The 18,016-nt window shown below is 41.5% G+C and carries 19 protein-coding genes; 3 read left to right on the plus strand and 16 right to left on the minus strand.

The annotated features are described in order from the left end of the window. The first annotated feature begins 67 nt into the window (after positions 1-67). Positions 68-1,441, plus strand: a complete 1,374-nt coding sequence (locus L4D20_RS07945; RefSeq protein ID WP_428801043.1) for a hypothetical protein — start codon at positions 68-70, stop codon at positions 1,439-1,441. A gap of 100 nt (positions 1,442-1,541) precedes the next feature. Continuing rightward, positions 1,542-2,633 (plus strand): phosphatase PAP2 family protein, encoded by a 1,092-nt coding sequence (locus tag L4D20_RS07950; RefSeq protein ID WP_428801044.1) that lies wholly within the window; start codon positions 1,542-1,544, stop codon positions 2,631-2,633. A gap of 49 nt (positions 2,634-2,682) precedes the next feature. Here L4D20_RS07950 and L4D20_RS07955 read toward each other — a convergent pair whose 3' ends face one another. Beyond that, entirely contained in the window at positions 2,683-3,597 is a 915-nt protein-coding gene (locus L4D20_RS07955) for a LysR family transcriptional regulator (protein ID WP_428801045.1), read from the minus strand. Positions 3,598-3,738: 141 nt separating this feature from the next. On the opposite strand from L4D20_RS07955, the gene chrA reads away from it, so the two are divergent. Beyond that, positions 3,739-4,884 carry a chromate efflux transporter gene (chrA, locus tag L4D20_RS07960; RefSeq protein WP_428801046.1) on the plus strand — a complete coding sequence of 382 codons (1,146 nt, stop codon included), beginning with the start codon at positions 3,739-3,741 and terminating at the stop codon, positions 4,882-4,884. A 120-nt stretch (positions 4,885-5,004) separates the two neighbouring features. Here the strand turns inward: chrA and L4D20_RS07965 are convergent, their stop codons facing one another. From L4D20_RS07965 to L4D20_RS08035, 15 genes are all read right to left on the minus strand, one after another. Then, positions 5,005-6,039, minus strand: coding sequence for a tetratricopeptide repeat protein (locus tag L4D20_RS07965; protein ID WP_428801047.1), 1,035 nt, complete (start codon positions 6,037-6,039; stop codon positions 5,005-5,007). A gap of 9 nt (positions 6,040-6,048) precedes the next feature. Then, on the minus strand, positions 6,049-6,993 hold the full coding sequence (locus L4D20_RS07970) for a type II secretion system F family protein (RefSeq protein WP_428801048.1): 945 nt from the start codon (positions 6,991-6,993) through the stop codon (positions 6,049-6,051). A gap of 1 nt (position 6,994) precedes the next feature. After that, positions 6,995-7,963 carry a type II secretion system F family protein gene (locus tag L4D20_RS07975; protein WP_428801049.1) on the minus strand — a complete coding sequence of 323 codons (969 nt, stop codon included), beginning with the start codon at positions 7,961-7,963 and terminating at the stop codon, positions 6,995-6,997. 12 nt (positions 7,964-7,975) lie between these two features. After that, positions 7,976-9,454, minus strand: a complete 1,479-nt coding sequence (locus L4D20_RS07980; protein WP_428801050.1) for a TadA family conjugal transfer-associated ATPase — start codon at positions 9,452-9,454, stop codon at positions 7,976-7,978. A gap of 17 nt (positions 9,455-9,471) precedes the next feature. Continuing rightward, positions 9,472-10,692 (minus strand): nucleotide-binding protein, encoded by a 1,221-nt coding sequence (locus L4D20_RS07985; protein WP_428801051.1) that lies wholly within the window; start codon positions 10,690-10,692, stop codon positions 9,472-9,474. 11 nt (positions 10,693-10,703) lie between these two features. Next, the gene (locus tag L4D20_RS07990) at positions 10,704-11,174 is read right to left on the minus strand and encodes a TadE/TadG family type IV pilus assembly protein (RefSeq protein WP_428801052.1); all 471 of its coding nucleotides are present in this window, start codon (positions 11,172-11,174) and stop codon (positions 10,704-10,706) included. Next, on the minus strand, positions 11,171-11,602 hold the full coding sequence (locus L4D20_RS07995) for a TadE/TadG family type IV pilus assembly protein (RefSeq protein WP_428801053.1): 432 nt from the start codon (positions 11,600-11,602) through the stop codon (positions 11,171-11,173). Before L4D20_RS07995 ends, L4D20_RS07990 begins: the two co-directional genes overlap by 4 nt. Position 11,603: 1 nt before the next feature. Beyond that, positions 11,604-12,836 (minus strand): TadE/TadG family type IV pilus assembly protein, encoded by a 1,233-nt coding sequence (locus L4D20_RS08000; protein ID WP_428801054.1) that lies wholly within the window; start codon positions 12,834-12,836, stop codon positions 11,604-11,606. A gap of 20 nt (positions 12,837-12,856) precedes the next feature. Further along, positions 12,857-13,117 carry a hypothetical protein gene (locus L4D20_RS08005; RefSeq protein WP_428801055.1) on the minus strand — a complete coding sequence of 87 codons (261 nt, stop codon included), beginning with the start codon at positions 13,115-13,117 and terminating at the stop codon, positions 12,857-12,859. A gap of 9 nt (positions 13,118-13,126) precedes the next feature. Continuing rightward, complete coding sequence (locus L4D20_RS08010) at positions 13,127-14,593, minus strand: type II and III secretion system protein family protein (protein WP_428801056.1); 1,467 nt, start codon at positions 14,591-14,593, stop codon at positions 13,127-13,129. 8 nt (positions 14,594-14,601) lie between these two features. Then, positions 14,602-15,348: a Flp pilus assembly protein CpaB gene (gene cpaB / locus L4D20_RS08015; protein WP_428801057.1), complete on the minus strand. Its 747-nt coding sequence runs from the start codon at positions 15,346-15,348 to the stop codon at positions 14,602-14,604. Next, the gene (locus L4D20_RS08020) at positions 15,345-16,697 is read right to left on the minus strand and encodes a DUF8689 domain-containing protein (RefSeq protein WP_428801058.1); all 1,353 of its coding nucleotides are present in this window, start codon (positions 16,695-16,697) and stop codon (positions 15,345-15,347) included. Before L4D20_RS08020 ends, cpaB begins: the two co-directional genes overlap by 4 nt. Positions 16,698-16,739: 42 nt before the next feature. Beyond that, the gene (locus L4D20_RS08025) at positions 16,740-17,270 is read right to left on the minus strand and encodes a prepilin peptidase (RefSeq protein WP_428801059.1); all 531 of its coding nucleotides are present in this window, start codon (positions 17,268-17,270) and stop codon (positions 16,740-16,742) included. 24 nt (positions 17,271-17,294) lie between these two features. Next, entirely contained in the window at positions 17,295-17,474 is a 180-nt protein-coding gene (locus L4D20_RS08030) for a Flp family type IVb pilin (RefSeq protein WP_428801060.1), read from the minus strand. A 120-nt stretch (positions 17,475-17,594) separates the two neighbouring features. Further along, positions 17,595-17,765: a Flp family type IVb pilin gene (locus L4D20_RS08035; protein ID WP_428801279.1), complete on the minus strand. Its 171-nt coding sequence runs from the start codon at positions 17,763-17,765 to the stop codon at positions 17,595-17,597. Positions 17,766-18,016: the final 251 nt, after the last annotated feature.

An 18,016-nucleotide genomic window follows, 5' to 3' on the forward strand; every position in this document is an offset into this window, starting at 1 on the left:
CGTATAGCAAGCACCAAAGGCTTAGATTGGTCTACACTCTTATAAAAAGCAAAAGGCTATGGAGTGTATGAAGCAAGCACAGCTACCCAATAGAATACTGCTTTCGGCTATTTTTATCGGCTGCCTCTTTTTTAGTTTCAATACCGTGATGACTCGTGGTGAATCGTTATGGATGTATGACTCTAAGCGACTCTTTGTTTGCGCTATTATTGTTGTTTTCTGCTTGGGACTCGCTCTTTTTAAAGAGCATCGATTTCAGTTTTGGTCAACCTTTAGTAATGTCACACCATTGTGTACTGCCCTTGTTATGGCTCTGTTTACCTTTGCAGCTATTGCAAACTGGCAACGTGTTTATGTTTGGAATGCACAAGAGAATTACTTCTACATACTCGGCCTCGCTATTGTCGCCACCAGCTTAGTCCCTATATTGCGCCACCACCGAGTGTTGGTTTATCAGTACTTCTCTTGGATCTCTATTTTTCTATTTTTATCCATCGCATCAGTATTTTGGTTTCGTGCCTACATGCAATTACCAGAATCCATCCATTCAATATTAAATCCTCGATTTATCAATCAAGTTCAAATATGGCTACTTATCCCTATTTTTTATCTCACAATCATGTGTAACCGAAAGCATTATTTCCATTATGTCATGCGGATCGTTTGTGCACTTAATGTGACGACTATTCTCGCCACCGATGCGCAGGGAATTGCCGCAGTAGGCGTGGTTTCAATCCTTTTATGGGCATGGCTAGAGGCAAACTGGCGTAAAGAGATCATCACGCTACTCATTCAGTCCATTATATTTGGCATAGTATTCAAACTCGTCTTACTCTCCCCTGTGCCTGAGTGGTTTTTACATGGCAATGTGTTTACGTGGAGCACACTCAAAACGGAATCATCAGGGCAAATAACCTTGTGGCTTGAAGCCTTTTCACTGACAAGCTTCTGGGGGCTGGGTGGCGACTCTTTTCTATGTTTAAAAGAGAGTTTTTCACAACCACCTAACTGGCCTCAATGGACAAATATTAGTTGGGGTATAGTGCCTCTTGTCTCCTACTTTGCTCTTCTTATTTATGGTTTTGTATCGGTTGCGAAAACTAAAAATCAGATGGTTCGAGTTACCGGCCTCAGTATGTTGATAGGTCTAACCTATAGCTTAGTTTCTGGGGTATTGGACTCCCCAATAAGCCAGTTGATCGGCACATTTAGTATTGCTATGTATTGGGCGAGCATGAAGCCGACACCACCACTTGCTCGCCATAGTTCTCTTTATCAACATACCATCATTATTTTTCTCTCTGTTCTGTGTATTTTCTTTATCACAAACAAAGTGAAGCAACGTGTCGATATTTACCCTCAAGTAGAGCAAGCTTCAGAGTTTAAAACTCAGATATGGCTTGGTTATAAGTGCTTGCTGCCGGATCTACCGAACAAATAACCCTATGACGGCTATTTGTGGGCTTCACTAGGTAACGTTCATTCTGGTCTATGCTATTAGTAAGAAGGTAGTGTGATATGTTAGGGGGAACTAATTGAGTATGGATACAACGCCTCGTAGGCAGACATGGAAAGTTCAATGGGTAAGTATCAAGCTTGCTTTTAGCGAAGATAAAATCCTTTATGGGTACGTACTATTTACTTGCACTAGCCTTTATTTGCTTTCAAAGCTAACCGGATTTGAAGTCAATATTCAGTACGATGTGTTTACATATTTAAGAAGTTTGGCCAGTATGTGCTACGTCTCTTTTCTAGTGTGGAGCGTCTACTATTATTGCTATTTGCTGTTCCATCGCACACCTCACCCACTAGTGCGCTATATAAAAAAAATCATTTCATTTTTCCAACCTATATCTAAATCCATTTCATTTATATTATTGATTCTTATCCTTAATTTTACTTTGTCTAGTTATACCTACTTAAAAACCATCATTCCCGACCTTCATCCTTTTGAGTATGACCTTGTATTTTATCAATTCGATAAATGGCTGCACTTTGGTGTATCACCATGGGAATTATCACACGCCGTGTTTTCGAATAAATATGCAACCTTTGTCCTTAATTTTTTCTATCACACATGGTTTCTTCTTATGTGGGGGTCATTACTATTCTTCGTAATTGACAGAAAATCAAAATTACTACGTGACCAATACTTACTCAGTTTCCTATCAAGTTGGCTTCTTATTGGTGGACTCTCGGCGACTCTATTATCTTCCGCAGGGCCCTGTTATATCCACCTACTCAACCCTGAGCATAACTACTTCTTACCTTTAATCGATATTTTAAGAACACAGAGCAGGCAGCTATTGGAAATTGGCTTTCCTCCCGTTTGGGCTATTGATGTTCAAGATGCTCTCTGGCTGAAGTACTTAAGCCGTGAGGGAGGAATAGGTGTTGGCATATCAGCCATGCCAAGCATGCATGTGTCCATTGCAGTTCTGATGGCTCTGGGAAGTTACCGAAAAAATAAGATACTCGGATACTTAATGTGGGGGAATGCACTTATTATTCAAATTGGGTCTGTACACCTTGCGTGGCACTACGCAATTGATGGCTATGTCAGCGCTATTTTAACGATAGTAATGTGGAAAGCAGTAGGACTGGCTTTAACAAAGCTTAATAGAGACAACTAACGTCACTCAATACTCGAGGCTTATAAATTCTTTCTGATATCTATAGTCGTTAGTTCTTCGCCACAACACTGGAAATTAAACGGCGTAGCCACTCGCTCTTTTCATCCTTATGCTTACTTACTCGCCACAATAGCGAAATATCAAAATCAGGCACTTCTATTGGAGGTGCAGCTGTCACTAAATGATCATTAAATGCATCTGTTTTTGCCATTAGCTCAGGAACAATCGCGATTAAACGGCGTTTATTTAACAAGCTACGAACTGTTAAGAAATTACGTGATGCGACAGTTACTTGGCGTTCTAAACCGAGTAGAGCTAAACGCTTATCAACTTGAGTCGATAAGCTACCGTCAGCACTAACCAATGCTTGATCAATATTTGCGAAACACTCTATTGTCAATTGCCCTTCAAACGTGACTTGTTCAGGGTCGAACAAACAAACATGCTTTTCGGTATAAAGTTTCGCTGAATTAAATAATGTATCGACTTCGGGAATACTGCCTATCACCGCATCAAGCTTCTCCTGCTCCGCCAATTTAACGTAATTGTATCGATTCACATTGATAAAGCTGACTTGCGCTTTAGGCGCACTATGACGAATTTCATCATACAAAACGGGGGCATAAATAAATTCAGCGTAATCGGTAAGTCCTACTCGACATACACCTTCGTAGTTCTCTGGCTGAAAGGTTTCTGTTGCAAGTAGCTGTGTTGAAATTGAATCAAGCAACTTGAGAACCACTGGCGCGACTTGATTCGACCGCTCTGTAGGCTCCATGCTGTGTCCTTTGCGCACAAACAGAGGATCATCGAGAAGTATTCTCAGGCGAGATAAACTGTGGCTCATTGCTGACTGACTGACATAACTTTTTTCGGCTGCAACACTAACACTGCGGTATTGGTAAAGCTGAGAGAATGTCACTAGTAGATTTAAATCTATGTTTTTCCAATTAATATCACTCATCAGATACTATCCAATATACGTTTGTTACCAGTAATCCTATTTGATTAATAGTACAGATTAAATCTATTAATTTGAATCATTCTAGTGCATTTCATACAGTACCGCCGAATGTAATTACTAATTTAAAATGTAGAGAAAATTATGTGGTCTATTTTTAAAACCTTCTTTGCTTTAGGTTGGATCAGTTTTGGTGGTCCTGCTGCTCACATTGGCTATTTTCGCAATGCGTTTGTGGAAAAGAGACAGTGGTTGGATGATAAAGAGTATGGTCAAATCGTTGCTCTAAGTCAGTTTTTACCCGGACCAGGTTCGAGTCAGGTTGGCTTTGCTATTGGTTACAAAAAAGCGGGGCTCGGTGGTGCAAGTATGGCTTTCTTGGGCTTCACACTACCTTCAGTATTAATCATGCTCGCTTTGGCTGTTTTAAGTAGCCAACTCACTGAACACTCGTTATTTCAAAGTATCATTCACGGTTTGAAACTACTCGCTGTGGTGGTGGTTGCCGACGCTGCTTGGGGGATGTATAAAAATTTCTGTAAGCAGACTTTAACTGTCGGATTGTGCGTCGCGACCGCGGCTGCATTACTTATTATGCCAAGTATCGCAACCCAAATTGTTGTTTTACTAATATCCGGACTCATAGGCGTGAAGTATCTAGCGACTTCAACCCCACAGCCAGACAATACACCCTTTAAGCCTTCTCTATGGCCCTTAGTTTTATTTGCTGTTTTACTACTGGGCGTACCATTTATTACATACCTAGATCCGAGCATTGCATTGTTTAGTGATTTCTTTCAGGCGGGTAGTTTAGTCTTTGGTGGAGGCCACGTTGTACTTCCACTGCTGCAAAACATTGTAGGCGACCAGATAAGTACAGATGCGTTTTTAACTGGCTATGCTGCTGCTCAAGCTGTTCCAGGGCCAATGTTTACTTTTGCTACGTATATTGGCTTTGAAATGCTCCCTGAAAGCCCTGTAGTTGGTGCTATCGTTGCGACACTAGCCGTATTTTTGCCCGGCTTCCTACTGCTACTTGGCGTATTAAAAAACTGGCAACAGCTAGCAAGCAACCATAAAGTATCAGGTGCTATTTCAGGCGTTAATGCATCTGTAGTTGGTCTTTTAATTGCAGCCTTATATCAACCAGTGTTTACGAGTGCCATATTTAGCGGTCTCGATATATCTCTGGTATTGATCGGTTTCTTTTTATTGAAACAGCTTAAACTACCGATTGTATGGATGGTTGTGTTCTTTGCTTTATCTGGCATTGCTTCAGGACTTATTTAGTCACCATGAGCTATTAGTACGCCGCTCAGGAGCGCGACTATCAACCCTAGCTACTAAAAAGGAGAGCACTCGCTCTCCTTTTAATTTCGAACTGTATTCATTTTTTCTAAGTAGACGTTATTACTGAACATCAACATCAACATCAACAGGATTTTCAATTGTTTTTGCTCTCACCTCAGCAAGTGCTCGCTCTAAGTTCTCATTAGCGACTTTATAGTAAGACGGTTTTTTATCTATTGCCTGCTGTAAGTAAGGGATAGCCTTGTCTGGATTCCCTTGAAGTATTAAGAAGTACCCCACGTTATTGAGGGCTTCCGCCGCATCCATTTGACGCATAAAGACATTAATTGCACGCTTGATCTGACCTTTACTCAAATAGATCAGAGCTAAGTTATTCTGAGCTTTTTCATCATTGGGATTTTGCTCCAATGCAGATAAGGTATATTTCAACGCCGTTTGGTAATCTCCTGACATATAGTAGGAATAGCCCGTATTGATTTGAGCTTTAATCGAGCGAGGCTTTATCAATAGTGCCTTCTTGTAAAAGGCCTGCGCTAACACATGGTTCGCTTTAACATCGGTTAACACCCCAAGCCCCATGTAAGCTGTTACTGGTGACTCATTATCAATTTGTAACTCCTCCACATCCTCAGGGTTCACTAAATCATCCGGGTTAAGTGTCGTGATACTTTGTAATCGAACTTGATCGGCATTCAATGCGCGTAAATAGTAACTATAACCCTGATCAACATCGCCAGATTTTGCGTAAATACTGCCTAATTGCTCAAGTACCTTTATGTTGTTTGGATTCTCTTGCAGTGCGATTGAGTAAGATTTTTCAGCTAATGCAAGATTGCCACGTGATTGGTGAATTCGACCAATATTATACAATGATTGATCATGATATTGACCATCAGGAAAGGAGAGCGAACGAATGTACTCATACAGTGCCAAATCGATATTGTTCTTACTCAGCGCGATATCACCACGCATAATGGCTTCTTTTTCATTGAGTGGTGGCGCATCTGACGATAATGTATCGACTGGTCGCCCATCATATAAAGTGGTATCAAAACCTGGTTGTTCAGGTTCAGTAGCACACGATGTCAATACCAGTGATAAGCCAATACCAAGTAATAATCTACATCCTTTCATAAACTCTCCTTAATTGCCTAGCGTTGCAGTGAGACTCAGCATGGATGGCCCTATCGCAACGATAAAAAAGCATGGCCAGATAAAGAGTAACAATGGAAAAATCATTTTTGTTGGGATCTTAGCTGCAATTTCTTCGACTTCCTGATTGCGACGGTCTCTAAAATCTTCAGTATATTCGCGCAACGTTTGAGAAATACTGCCACCAATCTTAGAAGCATGAGCAAGCATTTTAACCAAGCCAGTGATCTCAACTACACCCGTACGCTCAACTAAGTCTTCAAATGCATCTGACATTTCAACCCCAGCTTTAATCTTGGCACATACAGTATCTAATTCATCAGCAAACTCAGGGTGAGAGATCATTAACTCATCAGCAACACGTCGGAGTGCGGAATTAAAACCAAGACCTGATTCCGTACATACTACAAGTAAGTCTAGCGCATCAGGAACTCCGCCTCTTATACTAGATTGGCGTTTTTTAACCACATGATTAAGTGCAACATTGGGGGCAAACATACCAAAAGCAACACTACCAGCCATAGCCATTCTCAGGTTGCCCATGTCAGGAGCAAAGTAATAGAACCCTCCCGCCATGAGCAGTCCTACAACGAAACTAAATACTTTAATTGCATAGAAAATTGTCAGCGAATCAGCATCATGATAGCCAGCGTGCATCAACTGATGGCGAATACTCTCACTCTCTTTTGAGTTTTTGGGCGTCATCATTGGTGCTAAAGACTCTAGCGTATTATCAAATGTACGATTCTTTTTAAGCTTCTGGCTGCCGGACTCCTTACGGATCTCTTCAAGCTTTTTCTTTATCGGAGACTTAAAGCCAAAGAAAATAAACGCTATAGACATAACGAGTAGGCTGGTCGTTAATAATATCAATAGTAGAAAAAACACTTGTTCATCTATATTTACTTGATTAAGTAACTCCATAAGGCGTTCCATATCACACCTCGAAGTTAATAATATTTCGGATCCATATTGATCCAAAAAATAGACTAATAATCCCACCACTCACTAACGTCATCCCCCTAGGATCTTCGTACAATGGCGCTACATAAGTGGGATTGATAATGGACATGAAAATAAACAAGATGAACGGTGACAAAACCAAAATCCAAGCAGATAAACGGCTCTCTGCCGAAATAGTTTTGATTTTTCGTTGTAACTTAAAGCGAGCCCTTAATACATGGGATACTTTCTCTAGGTTTTCAGATAAGTTACCACCCGTTTCTTTCTGCAATAGAACTGCACTAGAAAAGGCCAGCATGGATACAGTAGGAGTTCGTTCAGCCATTTGCATGATTGCAAGGCGCATGTCATAACCGTAATTGAGTAGGTTAAAGGTATTTTTAAATTCGATACCAATAGGAGCTGGCATCTCATTTCCCACTTCATTAAAAGCCTGAGTAACAGGCTGACCGGCTTGTAACATACGGCGCATAATATCCAACGCATCAGGAAGTTGTTCTTCGAAAGTAGCTAACCGATTTGAGATTTTTCTCTGAATCATCATGTGCATCAATACCCAAACACCAATAAATGAGGCGATTTCCACATACCAAGGTTGGTTAAGAATAAGCAGAATAATTGAGGAACTAAGGGCAATCATAAAAGTGACCGCCAGTGTATTACTCAATGACCAATCGTAGCCTGATAGTTCTATATTCTTTTTCAGGTTTGATAAAACGCCTATCTGAACCAATTTCCTATCGGTTGGCGTCAAGCTCTTTAAATAGTGCTCTTGAAGAAGTGAACGTGTCTCTTCATCCAAATTGGATTGCGACTCTTTTAATCGTTCGGAAAGTTCTTTGTGTTTCGCTTTACTCCCGGCAGCAGGTAATATCAGCGCTTGAGAGATAAACACCACGGCAAAAAAGAGTAATACATAAAAGAGCGTCGGATCTTGTCCCATGACTTACCACTCCTATTGATATGTCTCATTAAAAATTTCAAATGGCATGTGCAGACCTTTTTTAGACAAATGGTCATGGCAAGCGGGAACTACTCCAGTGGCCGTGAAGTAACCAATAACCTTACCGTCTTCATCCATTCCTTGACGTTGAAATTTAAATATTTCTGACATGGTAATTATCTCACCTTCCATGCCGTTTATTTCACTGATACTGGTCATTCTTCGACCACCATCTTCTTGTCTTTCCATTTGCACAACAAGGTGGATTGCTGACGCAATTTGAGCACGTAAATTCTTAGTCGAAATGTTCCAGCCAGCCATTGAGAACATATTCTCGACTCGGCTCAGCGCATCTCTTGGTGTGTTGGCGTGTATCGTTGCCAATGAACCATCGTGACCTGTATTCATTGCAGCCAACATATCAACTGCTTCACTGCCACGTACTTCTCCTAATACAATCCTATCGGGTCTCATACGAAGCGTGTTTTTAACCAAATCACGTTGCGTGATCTCACCTTTCCCTTCCAAATTGGCAGGTCGAGTTTCAAGCCGGACCACATGAGGCTGTTGCAATTGAAGCTCTGCTGAATCTTCAATGGTTATAATGCGACAGTCACTTGGAATAAAGCTTGAGAAAATATTTAGCGTGGTTGTTTTGCCTGAACCAGTACCGCCGGAAATCAATACGTTTAATTCCCCATGAACTGCGGCTTCAACAAACTTTGCCATTGGTTCTGATAAGGAGTTGTAACCGAGTAAATTATCCATTGTGAGTTTATCAACGGCAAAGCGACGAATAGAGACGGAAGGGCCATCTAATGCTAAAGGAGGGATAATGGCATTCACACGGGAACCATCTAGAAGACGCGCATCAACCATTGGAGAGGCTTCGTCGATACGACGCCCTACCTGACTCACAATTCGGTCGATGATGTTTCTTAAATGGCGATCATCTAAAAAAGTATAAGGGGTCGATTCCAACTTGCCTCGACGCTCGACAAAAACACTTTTAGGGCCGTTAACAAGAATATCCGAGACGGTAGAGTCATTAAGAAGTGGCTCAAGAGGCCCTAAACCGAAGACTTCATCTTCAATTTGGGTAATAACTCGCTTTCGACCTTCAGCACTTAACGCATGGGTTTGATCATCAGCCATTAACTGCACAATCGCATCATGCAGATCTTTTTTAGCACGCTCTTGCTCTAAACTGGCCAGCAAACCTAGATCGAGTGTTTCAAGCAAACGTTGATGATAGTAATGCTTAGTCTCTAACTCTTGCTCAAGCTGCTTTTTTGCCTCATCAACGGCTTTATCTCTTTCCTGAATTTCTCGAGCTTTTCTCTCTCCAGCATTACTTGATGCGTCGGGGCTATTCGACAATGATTCAGCTACATTTTTTTGTCCACTGCCCTCACTATCAGAATTCTGGTTCTCAGCTTCCGCTAATTTCTCTTGTAGTTCAGGGTTTATATTCTTTCTTTTAAAAAACATCCCGACTCCCTACTCCATTAGGAAAAAAGGCTTTTAAACCAACCTTGCTTTTGTTCATGTTCCGGCATCATGGTTAGGGTAAATTCCGCCACTGACTTTGCTAATGCACTCTTTTTCTTTGAGTCTATAAATGGTCGCCCCAAATTGGCACTTTCAATCGCTACTTTAAAATCATTTGGGACCATGTGTACTTTGACACCTAGTATGGTTGCTTCTATATCTTTCAACTTAATCGATTGACGCTTTTCGTAGCGGTTCACGATGACTTCAAGTTGCTCCGTACCAATACCAAAATCTAAAGCCAATAACTTAGCAATGCGTGTCGTATTTTTTATCGAAACCAAGTTCTGCTGCGTAATAAGAAACACCTTTGTAACTGGCGCTATCACCGGAGCAAAAAGACGATCAACCCCTCTAGAAAGATCAACAATCACATAAGAGTAAAACTCCCTAAGTATAGGAAGCAATTTGTTTATATGCTTCGCTTTATCGTAATTATCATGGGTATTCTCATGCTTAAAACCGAGCACATGTAACCCTGAAGAGTGTTTGGTAACGAGACTAGCCAGTGAGACTTCATCTAGATCAGAAACACTCGCAATCGCATCAGATAAACTGTAAGGCGAAGATACGTTGAGATAGTCCTCAATTACGCCAAATTGCAGATCCAAATCAAGCAATAGAACTTTGTCAGGAAACTCTTTCGCGATCGTGATGGCGGAATTGAGCGCCAACGTCGATGCACCTGCACCACCTTTTGAGTTTACAAAAGCGTACATCTGACCTAAATCTCTGCTGGCCACTTTTTCCTCTGCTACATTTTTGAGCATCGGAATAAGTGCGTTGATCTCAGACCGATCTGAAACAAAATCAGCAGCGCCAATACGGAGCGCAATTTTCAATGCACCGTTATCGCTTTCATTACCAAAAACAATCAAAGAGGCTTCATAACCTTCTGATGCTGCGGGAGCTTCATACTGTTGAAGTTCTACGATCTTTTGTGCCCAATTTGGACCAGTTTCAACAAAAATAAGATCAGGCGCGGTGAATTGAGCAAGGTTTGCTACCACAAGGCTGTGTAGGGAAATAGTCTCAAAGCTAATACTTTGGCACTTAGCAAGCTCTTGACCTATGTGTAATTGAAATCGATCGCTTGAGTAGAACACCCAAATATTAAGACTGGTTTTCAAGCGTATCTGATTGTCATCGTTTCTGGTTAGCTTCACAGCCTCTCCCATACATTATTCTCCTAGCAGTCTGTATCTGTATTCGAACCTCTTATTTCACCCAGATTCTCTCTAGGTAAGACAGTTTCAAAATTAGGTACAGTGATGGTACCTTGCAGAAATGACAATAGCCCTGAAAACTGATAATCAAAATCGACTACTTCTGCTCTTACATAACGAATCTCTAAAAACACATCTTCATCCGCTGATGGGTCTCCAGCGATGACAGTTCCTGTGCTGTCTAAGTAATCCAACGCTATGTTCGCTGCAGTGAAGCCACCGGGGGCGTTACTTGGAACGACCAACGCCGGTATGTCGTCCTGATCAGCTACATTACAAACTACACCTAGCCTCGCGGCAACTCGGGTCATCTCATTGATTAATTGTAATGAATACATGTATCGACCGACTTCTATTACACCCAAAATCAAAAACAAAAGAGCGGTAGAGACCAATGTGAACTCAATGATCGTAATTCCTGAGTTTTTTTTCATGGCGCAGTCCTCATCATTGCAGAAGTATTTAGAGGAACACCAAACTCAAAACTTGAAGAAAATAAGTTCGTTATAGGAGTATAGGTATGATTTATCGTAACTGTGACATATTGATTTGAATGATCGATAGAAATGTCATTGGTTGTTAACCCATTGATAAGTGCCGCACTTGAATTTCCAACGGCTGCAGTACCATAAACAACAATATTTTTTATTTCTGTTTCATCGGCAATTTGATCGTAAGTCGCCGTTCCCGTCACCTCTGTTGTGGCATATCGAGCCCCATTTCGAGCCATCTTGTTTAGGGTGTTGTACTCGATAAATGCATTACCAAATTCAGTTACTGCCCCAATAATAAGTACCAATACAGGAACTGTGATTAAGAACTCAACGGCTGCAATGCCTCGTTGTTTTTTTTGAATATTCATATCAAGACTCCGTACTCAGAGGGTCTTTATAAAGAACAATTTTATACGGTCCGTCTGTATCTGCATCTTGGCCAGGCACGCCACCCGAAGCAGTACACTCTTCAATGAACTCACCAAACACAGGTTGTTTACTACCATTATTTGTAGGTGCCTCTTGTAGTAAAAAGAAACAACCTATTGCTGTAATTGTAAATGAGTTCACACCACCAGTAGCTCCCGTACAGTCAACTATTGGTACAGGTAAAATCCTTCGGTTATATTGACCTCCTTGTGCAATTCGGCAATCGCTATCACCAGTACAATCAGGTAAAGCGGCTTCATAGTCTGAGTATCCCCAGGGCTCACCACCTGATCCTGACTCGTCCTCGTATGTGATAACACCACTGTTATCCATTGTTGCCTCTTCAACTGGTTGACGTACATAAACATCAGAAGGATGGTCTGCCGCATTGACCCCACCACCACCATATTGACCAAAGCGAGTATTTAAACCTTGCCCTACAGGTCCAACCGTATTGCCGGGCTTCGTTAAAACCGGGTCATTAATATTAACTTCCGTTTCAAAACCACCTGCTAGAGCTTCTCTTACAGTGCTGGCCCCGGAACCAAAATCAAGAAGCTGAAAGTTACCCGGCCCCATATCCGAGTTTTGATTAGATGGGAGCTTTACTGCATATAATGTTCCTGGGTCAAATCCGTTTGCTCCACCATCTTCTCCTTCACATACAGCCATAGGAACAATATTAACTAAAATCACCTCAGGAGGGCTTGGTCCGGCAACAGCACTAGCAGCTATCTCTTTGCTCATACCAAACATTTGTACAAAAAACTCTTCTAATTCATAGTCGGTTACAGAAATTCGAACATAAGTATCTTCTATACTACTGTAGCTTCCATCTGGAAAAGTGGTTGGATCATTAGAATACTCGACGGTAATAGTTGCAGTTGAGAAATCCATTTCACTGTTTCCTGTCGCACCTGCCACATTCGTGAGTGTAGTATTGGCGACCGCAGTTGCTTCGGCTGTAGTTCCGTTATTATCAATCACCAATGCGGCAGCGAGCACCGCAGCATCCACACCATTTTGTAGACGTGTTTTATTCATCAGTGAATGGTTCACATCTATTGAGAGTGCGGCTACACCTATAAGTGCAGCCATTGCAACCGTTACCATAACGAGCACTAACCCTGACTGCTTTCCCCTTCTTCGAGTAGCGAGCTTACTTCGGTTCATATTGTGGTCCTTAAGGGCTACTACTGTCCAAACCCTTGTAATACTTGGCTATCTGTGCCTTTCAAGCTTTCACTTTGTAACCCTGTGTAGACTTGATAAGCCCCTTCCATTCGTTCACCACTGCCTAATGGAATCACTGTTGCGTTTTCTTTTGTTGCATTCGGGTTGTAGGTCTGTTCCGCTTTCACATTTGCCATGTGATACCCCAACTTCGCCTCATTTGCACAGCCTACAAGCGCACCAAAACTCAACAATGCTATCGCTACTTTGATCTTATTCATGCTGCTCTCCTATAAACTATGTCCAAATGAACCTTCAGAGCCACCTTGTGAGTGGTCGATAAATTCAGCGGCATTGTCAGGTATCTCTCCACTATTTTCATTCGGCGATGCAATGTATGCTCCCTGCCCTAACAAGTAATACTTCACATCATTTGGTTCAACAAATGCGTCTGTTGGCAGTGAAATTCGATTTCTATCTAATGGTTTGGCTAAACGAGGAGTCACTAAAATGACTAACTCAGTTTCACCTGATACATATTCCTGACTATTAAAAAGCTGACCAAGAACAGGAATATCTCCAAAGCCCGGCATCTTAGTCGCGACATCTCGAACGTTTTCGCTTAATAGCCCAGCGATACCGATAGTTTGACCATCAGCAAGTTCTAGTGTTGATGAAGCACTACGACGGGTAATAGGGGGGATAACATAAGTTCCATTCGTTTCGCCAGGGCTAAGAGTAAGTGAGCTCGCGTTAGCAATTTCACTCACATCCACGGCGAGGTTAAGATTGATTTTCTTATCACTTAACACCGTAGGAATGAATTTCAAGCCAACCCCGTACTCTTTGTATTCAATCGTAATACCGTCTTCATCCGGAACAGGTATTGGAAACTCACCACCCGCTAAGAATTCAGCGCGAGCGCCACTCAAGGCTGTCAAGTTTGGTTCAGCGAGAACCTTTGCCGCCCCCGTCTGCTTAGCGATATCAAGAGCAAAAGTAAACAGCGTATTACCGTCGACAAACGAACCTAATAAGCCGTAGTCACTACTCCCTGGTATACCAAATATAGGGGTTGCCGGACTGCCTATCAGCCCTGACCCTACAGAGGCTGCTCCCCAACCAAATTCAGATCCACTGCTTTGGAAAAAATGAAAATTAGCATCAAACTTTCTTACTAGACTTCTTTGGACTTCCGCAACAGTCACCTCTAGCATTACTTGCTGAGCACCACCGATAGACATTAAGTTAATAACACCAGTTTTCTTGACTGTCTCACTCAGTGACTCTTTCGCTTTATCAGCCTCTTGCCCAACGGCATAAGTCTCAGCAACTCTCAACGCAACATTCATTTTTTCTTGGGAGCTTATTTGCCCACTCAAAATTAAGCGATTCTGTGCACTGTGTACTTTGACGTTCTCATCAGGCAGAAACTCAAACAACTTAGCCTTTAGGCTATTTAGGTCATGAGTGACTTCTATATCTATCGATTCAATCAGCTGTCCTTTACTATCCCAAGCCATAAGATTCGTAGAGCCTAGTTTTTTACCTATAAGAAACAGTTCATCTGATTTCAGCATGACAATATCAAGCACTTCGGGATCACCTAACGACACACGTTTCGCTTTGGCAGATAAATTGACGTGCGTCGACTTATGATGAGGGACCTTAACGATTTTCCCTGTTTGAGTCGATGCGGTCACCACTGCTGTCGCACTCAAAAATAGTAGGGTGAAAAATATAATTATCTTTCTCATGATGCACCTTAGTCCTTAACTCGAATATTTGAAGACTGCGTCCCTTTAATTATAGTGACACTAGGTGCAACCCGCCGTTTAACTACTTTTTCCTCTGGCTCATGAGGATTCCTTAGTGTCAATTGAATGCTTCCTTTGCTCTTAGCCGTTAGTAGTTTTTCAGCGTCTTTCGGTGTTACTTCCAGTGTTACTGCTCGAACAACAACCGGTGAGTTCTCTTGCGTTTTGGCGGTTTGATCCACTGCAAGTACTTTGATGTCCTTTAAAACGGTTGATGTATTCGTATAAGTTTTGCTGTATTCAATGGTGTTTAATATATCGACTCGATTGCCAGGCAATAAGAAACCAGCAACACCGATAACATCATTAACTCGAATGGTTACAGCGCGCATATTTTCAGAAATCAATGCAGCTAAGGTTGAGCCAACCGCTCCTGATGTCACACGAAGCGGATTAATTAGCTCACCTTGGAAAATATCCGATTCTGCCACTAGGCCTACAACCACACTTTCATCTATGTACTGAGTCTCTTCCCTCCAATCAACTTCAAGTAGCTTGGAAGTCAAGTGCTGCTCCTCAATTACAGTACCAGCAGGAATAGGCTGAGCTGCAATAACAACGGGCTCTCGCTCGACAACTTCGGTTTCAATCGTTGGTTGTACTTGACTGTCCATCCATTGTTTAGCAAAAAATACAGCGCCTAAACCAAAAAGAATGGATAACATGAACAATAAAATGACTTGTTGCTTACTCATCTAGCTCCTCCCCCTTTACCGTCAGCGGTAAAGTAGACTTCCCATGCCCGTGTTAGTATTTCTGGAGTAATTACAGGCTCTATGTCTTCAAATGCAATGATATCCCGACTAATACCCACCATATCTTTGGGTAAACAAGGATAAAAACCCACGCTATGTTGACGATGTAAACTGAATAGATTTTCAAAAACTGCTGGTTCTATGGCTAGCTTTCTCCCCTCAGCGATCTTTCCCCAAAGCGCTTTATATTCACTATCCTGCAATGCGTAAAATTGAATTTTGTAACCTAAGCGACGCAAGAAGGCGGGATCAGCGATTGTTTGAGGGTCTAAATTACTTGAAAATGCCAATGTCAAAATAAAAGGTATTGTAATTTGTTGACCATTTGGCAAGGATAAGTGATCAAAGAAATACTCCATTGGCACAATCCATCGATTAAGCAAGGTATCGACGGGCATTGGCTGCCTTCCTAAATCATCGATAATAAAGATGCCGTTATTTGCCATCATCTGAAGAGGGGCCATCCAAACACGGTTATGCTCACTGTGGTTGACCTCAAGCATGTCCATAGTCAGCTCACCACCAACTTGTATATTAGGTCGCTCACTGAGTACCCAGCGGCGATCAAACTGCTCTTTAAATAAAAGGCTTTGTTGATCACTATTGTTACCAACCCGTTTATGATGTTGTGGTGAGAACACTTTGATGATGTTGCCTGCCGCGTAAACCGCATAAGGAATGTAAACAGAAGTGTTTAAGGAATTAAGTAGTCGAGTTGCAACAAATGTTTTACCTGTACCGGCATCCCCGTACAGCAATAAAGCACGGCCCGAGTTAATTGCTGGCCCAAGCACACCTATCATTCGATCTGCGCCATACACATCATTGAGTGCATGAGTGACATCGGCTTTTGTTACCACTCTAGCTCGCACGTCTTGATCTTTGACCATTTGATCATATTCACCAAGACACACAGGGGTTGGGCCTAAATAGGCGTCCTTTGTAAAAGCAGCATCAGCTTCTTGCATCCCCGTTTCAGATAAACCATAACGTACTGTGCCGCCGGTCTCTTGGGACATGAACCCTTCACTGGCTGCTTGAAACACTTCGACTAGGGATTTTTTGCGTAAATTAGCGATCATATCTTCGATAAGATGACTATTAATGCACATAAGTTTGGTTAGATTCAGAAGATCAGATTTTGGGAATGCCGCGATTTGTTTGATGAGTAAGTTTTCGACAACCGCTCTAGGTACCCCTAACCCTTCAAAAGAAGTAGGTACTTTGGGCGCCTCCGCTTGGGGCGTTAACTCTTCTCTATGTCTACCTTCACTCGATGTCGTATTCACGGAGACTCCTTGTAATGGTTCTCTCGCTAAAGAGCTGTCTCGCTAAACTATCATTCCATTAAAAAAACTGTGCATTGCTAGCCCTATAACGACAACGGGTGCAAAGGGCATTCTTAGCATCTGAGCATTATCTTTACTTATAACTATGGCCGATGCTTTAGCACTCTTACCATATGCAAAGATCATAGTATATTTTTGCAGTAATTGTTGAAATGAAGCCGGATCTTCTGCCATTCGGATAGCACCATATAAGCCACCAATCATCACACTAGATATTGCGATCCAAAAGGTTGCATTCATTAGTTGTCCCCAGCCAACAATAACGCCAACTACCCCCAAAAGTTTGACATCGCCAGGGGCCATTGCACGTACCATGTACATAAATAGAGATCCAAGAAACATGACGACACCGGCAAGCAATGAGCTACCGATAGTTATAAGTGGATCAACAGAAAAAGAGAGGCTAATTAAGGTGATGGTTAAAAGGTAGAGAAGTCCAAGATTTGGTATGCGATTCTCCCTCGCATCGGTTGTGCCGACAAAAAGCAACCCTGCCCAAATTAGATACTCCATTACGACTTATCCCTAGCGTATTGTTTATTCGACATCATTGGCACTAAATATAGAATCAAATTCATCCGTTATGATTCCATAAATAACTGTAAATAAACCAGAAAAACCTATAATCAGTGCTCCCGCTCCAACAATATATTCGACAACAGTGAGCCCTTCCTCATCATAAAGAAACTCTTTAATTGAATAGAGAAAATGGTTCATCAAAAGCCTCCTAACAATAATACTGACGACTTAATGCACAAATGCTAATGCAATAAATCTGTCAGTATTATATAGCGTAGACGGCAATTATAACTCTTGCGTAATTTTGCTGTATCAGTACTAGTTATTTGTAAATACGCTTGATAGCTCAGCTTCAAGAATAGTACTGAATGCACCAAATATTCCGGCTAAGCCAGCAACAAGTAAACCTGCACCTACAACATATTCTACTACTGTTAGCCCTTCATCATCCTGCATAAAAGCTTTGATATTTTTCACTAAATTATTCATCATTTGGTCTCCTTCCAAAAAAGCAACTTAATTTAATTGCTAACTAATAATCTAGATAGTTATTAAGTTATTTGTTAGGACTTTATTAATCTATTTTGGTACTTTCTTGTCATTAAATATTGATATTTTTAGTAATAATAACGACAAACAACTAATTTTAACTCACACAATCAACAATGATCAAAGTAGACAAGTCGTAGTAAAACTTATTAACTTACTGAGGTAAAAGAACGTTTTCCTTTAAGAACTTT

The sequence above is a fragment of the Vibrio kyushuensis genome, from assembly GCF_050337325.1.
Classification (GTDB): domain Bacteria; phylum Pseudomonadota; class Gammaproteobacteria; order Enterobacterales; family Vibrionaceae; genus Vibrio; species Vibrio kyushuensis.

Coding starts and splice junctions, on each gene's coding strand:
- chrA (WP_428801046.1), top strand. CDS start 3,739: ATGTGGTCTATTTTTAAAACCTTCTTTGCTTTAGGTTGGATCAGTTTT.
- cpaB (WP_428801057.1), bottom strand. CDS start 15,348: ATGAGTAAGCAACAAGTCATTTTATTGTTCATGTTATCCATTCTTTTT.
- L4D20_RS07975 (WP_428801049.1), bottom strand. CDS start 7,963: ATGGGACAAGATCCGACGCTCTTTTATGTATTACTCTTTTTTGCCGTG.
- L4D20_RS07985 (WP_428801051.1), bottom strand. CDS start 10,692: ATGGGAGAGGCTGTGAAGCTAACCAGAAACGATGACAATCAGATACGC.
- L4D20_RS07980 (WP_428801050.1), bottom strand. CDS start 9,454: ATGTTTTTTAAAAGAAAGAATATAAACCCTGAACTACAAGAGAAATTA.
- L4D20_RS07970 (WP_428801048.1), bottom strand. CDS start 6,993: ATGGAACGCCTTATGGAGTTACTTAATCAAGTAAATATAGATGAACAA.
- L4D20_RS08005 (WP_428801055.1), bottom strand. CDS start 13,117: ATGAATAAGATCAAAGTAGCGATAGCATTGTTGAGTTTTGGTGCGCTT.
- L4D20_RS07945 (WP_428801043.1), top strand. CDS start 68: ATGAAGCAAGCACAGCTACCCAATAGAATACTGCTTTCGGCTATTTTT.
- L4D20_RS08035 (WP_428801279.1), bottom strand. CDS start 17,765: ATGAATAATTTAGTGAAAAATATCAAAGCTTTTATGCAGGATGATGAA.
- L4D20_RS07950 (WP_428801044.1), top strand. CDS start 1,542: ATGGATACAACGCCTCGTAGGCAGACATGGAAAGTTCAATGGGTAAGT.
- L4D20_RS07995 (WP_428801053.1), bottom strand. CDS start 11,602: ATGAATATTCAAAAAAAACAACGAGGCATTGCAGCCGTTGAGTTCTTA.
- L4D20_RS08030 (WP_428801060.1), bottom strand. CDS start 17,474: ATGAACCATTTTCTCTATTCAATTAAAGAGTTTCTTTATGATGAGGAA.
- L4D20_RS07965 (WP_428801047.1), bottom strand. CDS start 6,039: ATGAAAGGATGTAGATTATTACTTGGTATTGGCTTATCACTGGTATTG.
- L4D20_RS07990 (WP_428801052.1), bottom strand. CDS start 11,174: ATGAAAAAAAACTCAGGAATTACGATCATTGAGTTCACATTGGTCTCT.
- L4D20_RS07955 (WP_428801045.1), bottom strand. CDS start 3,597: ATGAGTGATATTAATTGGAAAAACATAGATTTAAATCTACTAGTGACA.
- L4D20_RS08000 (WP_428801054.1), bottom strand. CDS start 12,836: ATGAACCGAAGTAAGCTCGCTACTCGAAGAAGGGGAAAGCAGTCAGGG.
- L4D20_RS08025 (WP_428801059.1), bottom strand. CDS start 17,270: ATGGAGTATCTAATTTGGGCAGGGTTGCTTTTTGTCGGCACAACCGAT.
- L4D20_RS08010 (WP_428801056.1), bottom strand. CDS start 14,593: ATGAGAAAGATAATTATATTTTTCACCCTACTATTTTTGAGTGCGACA.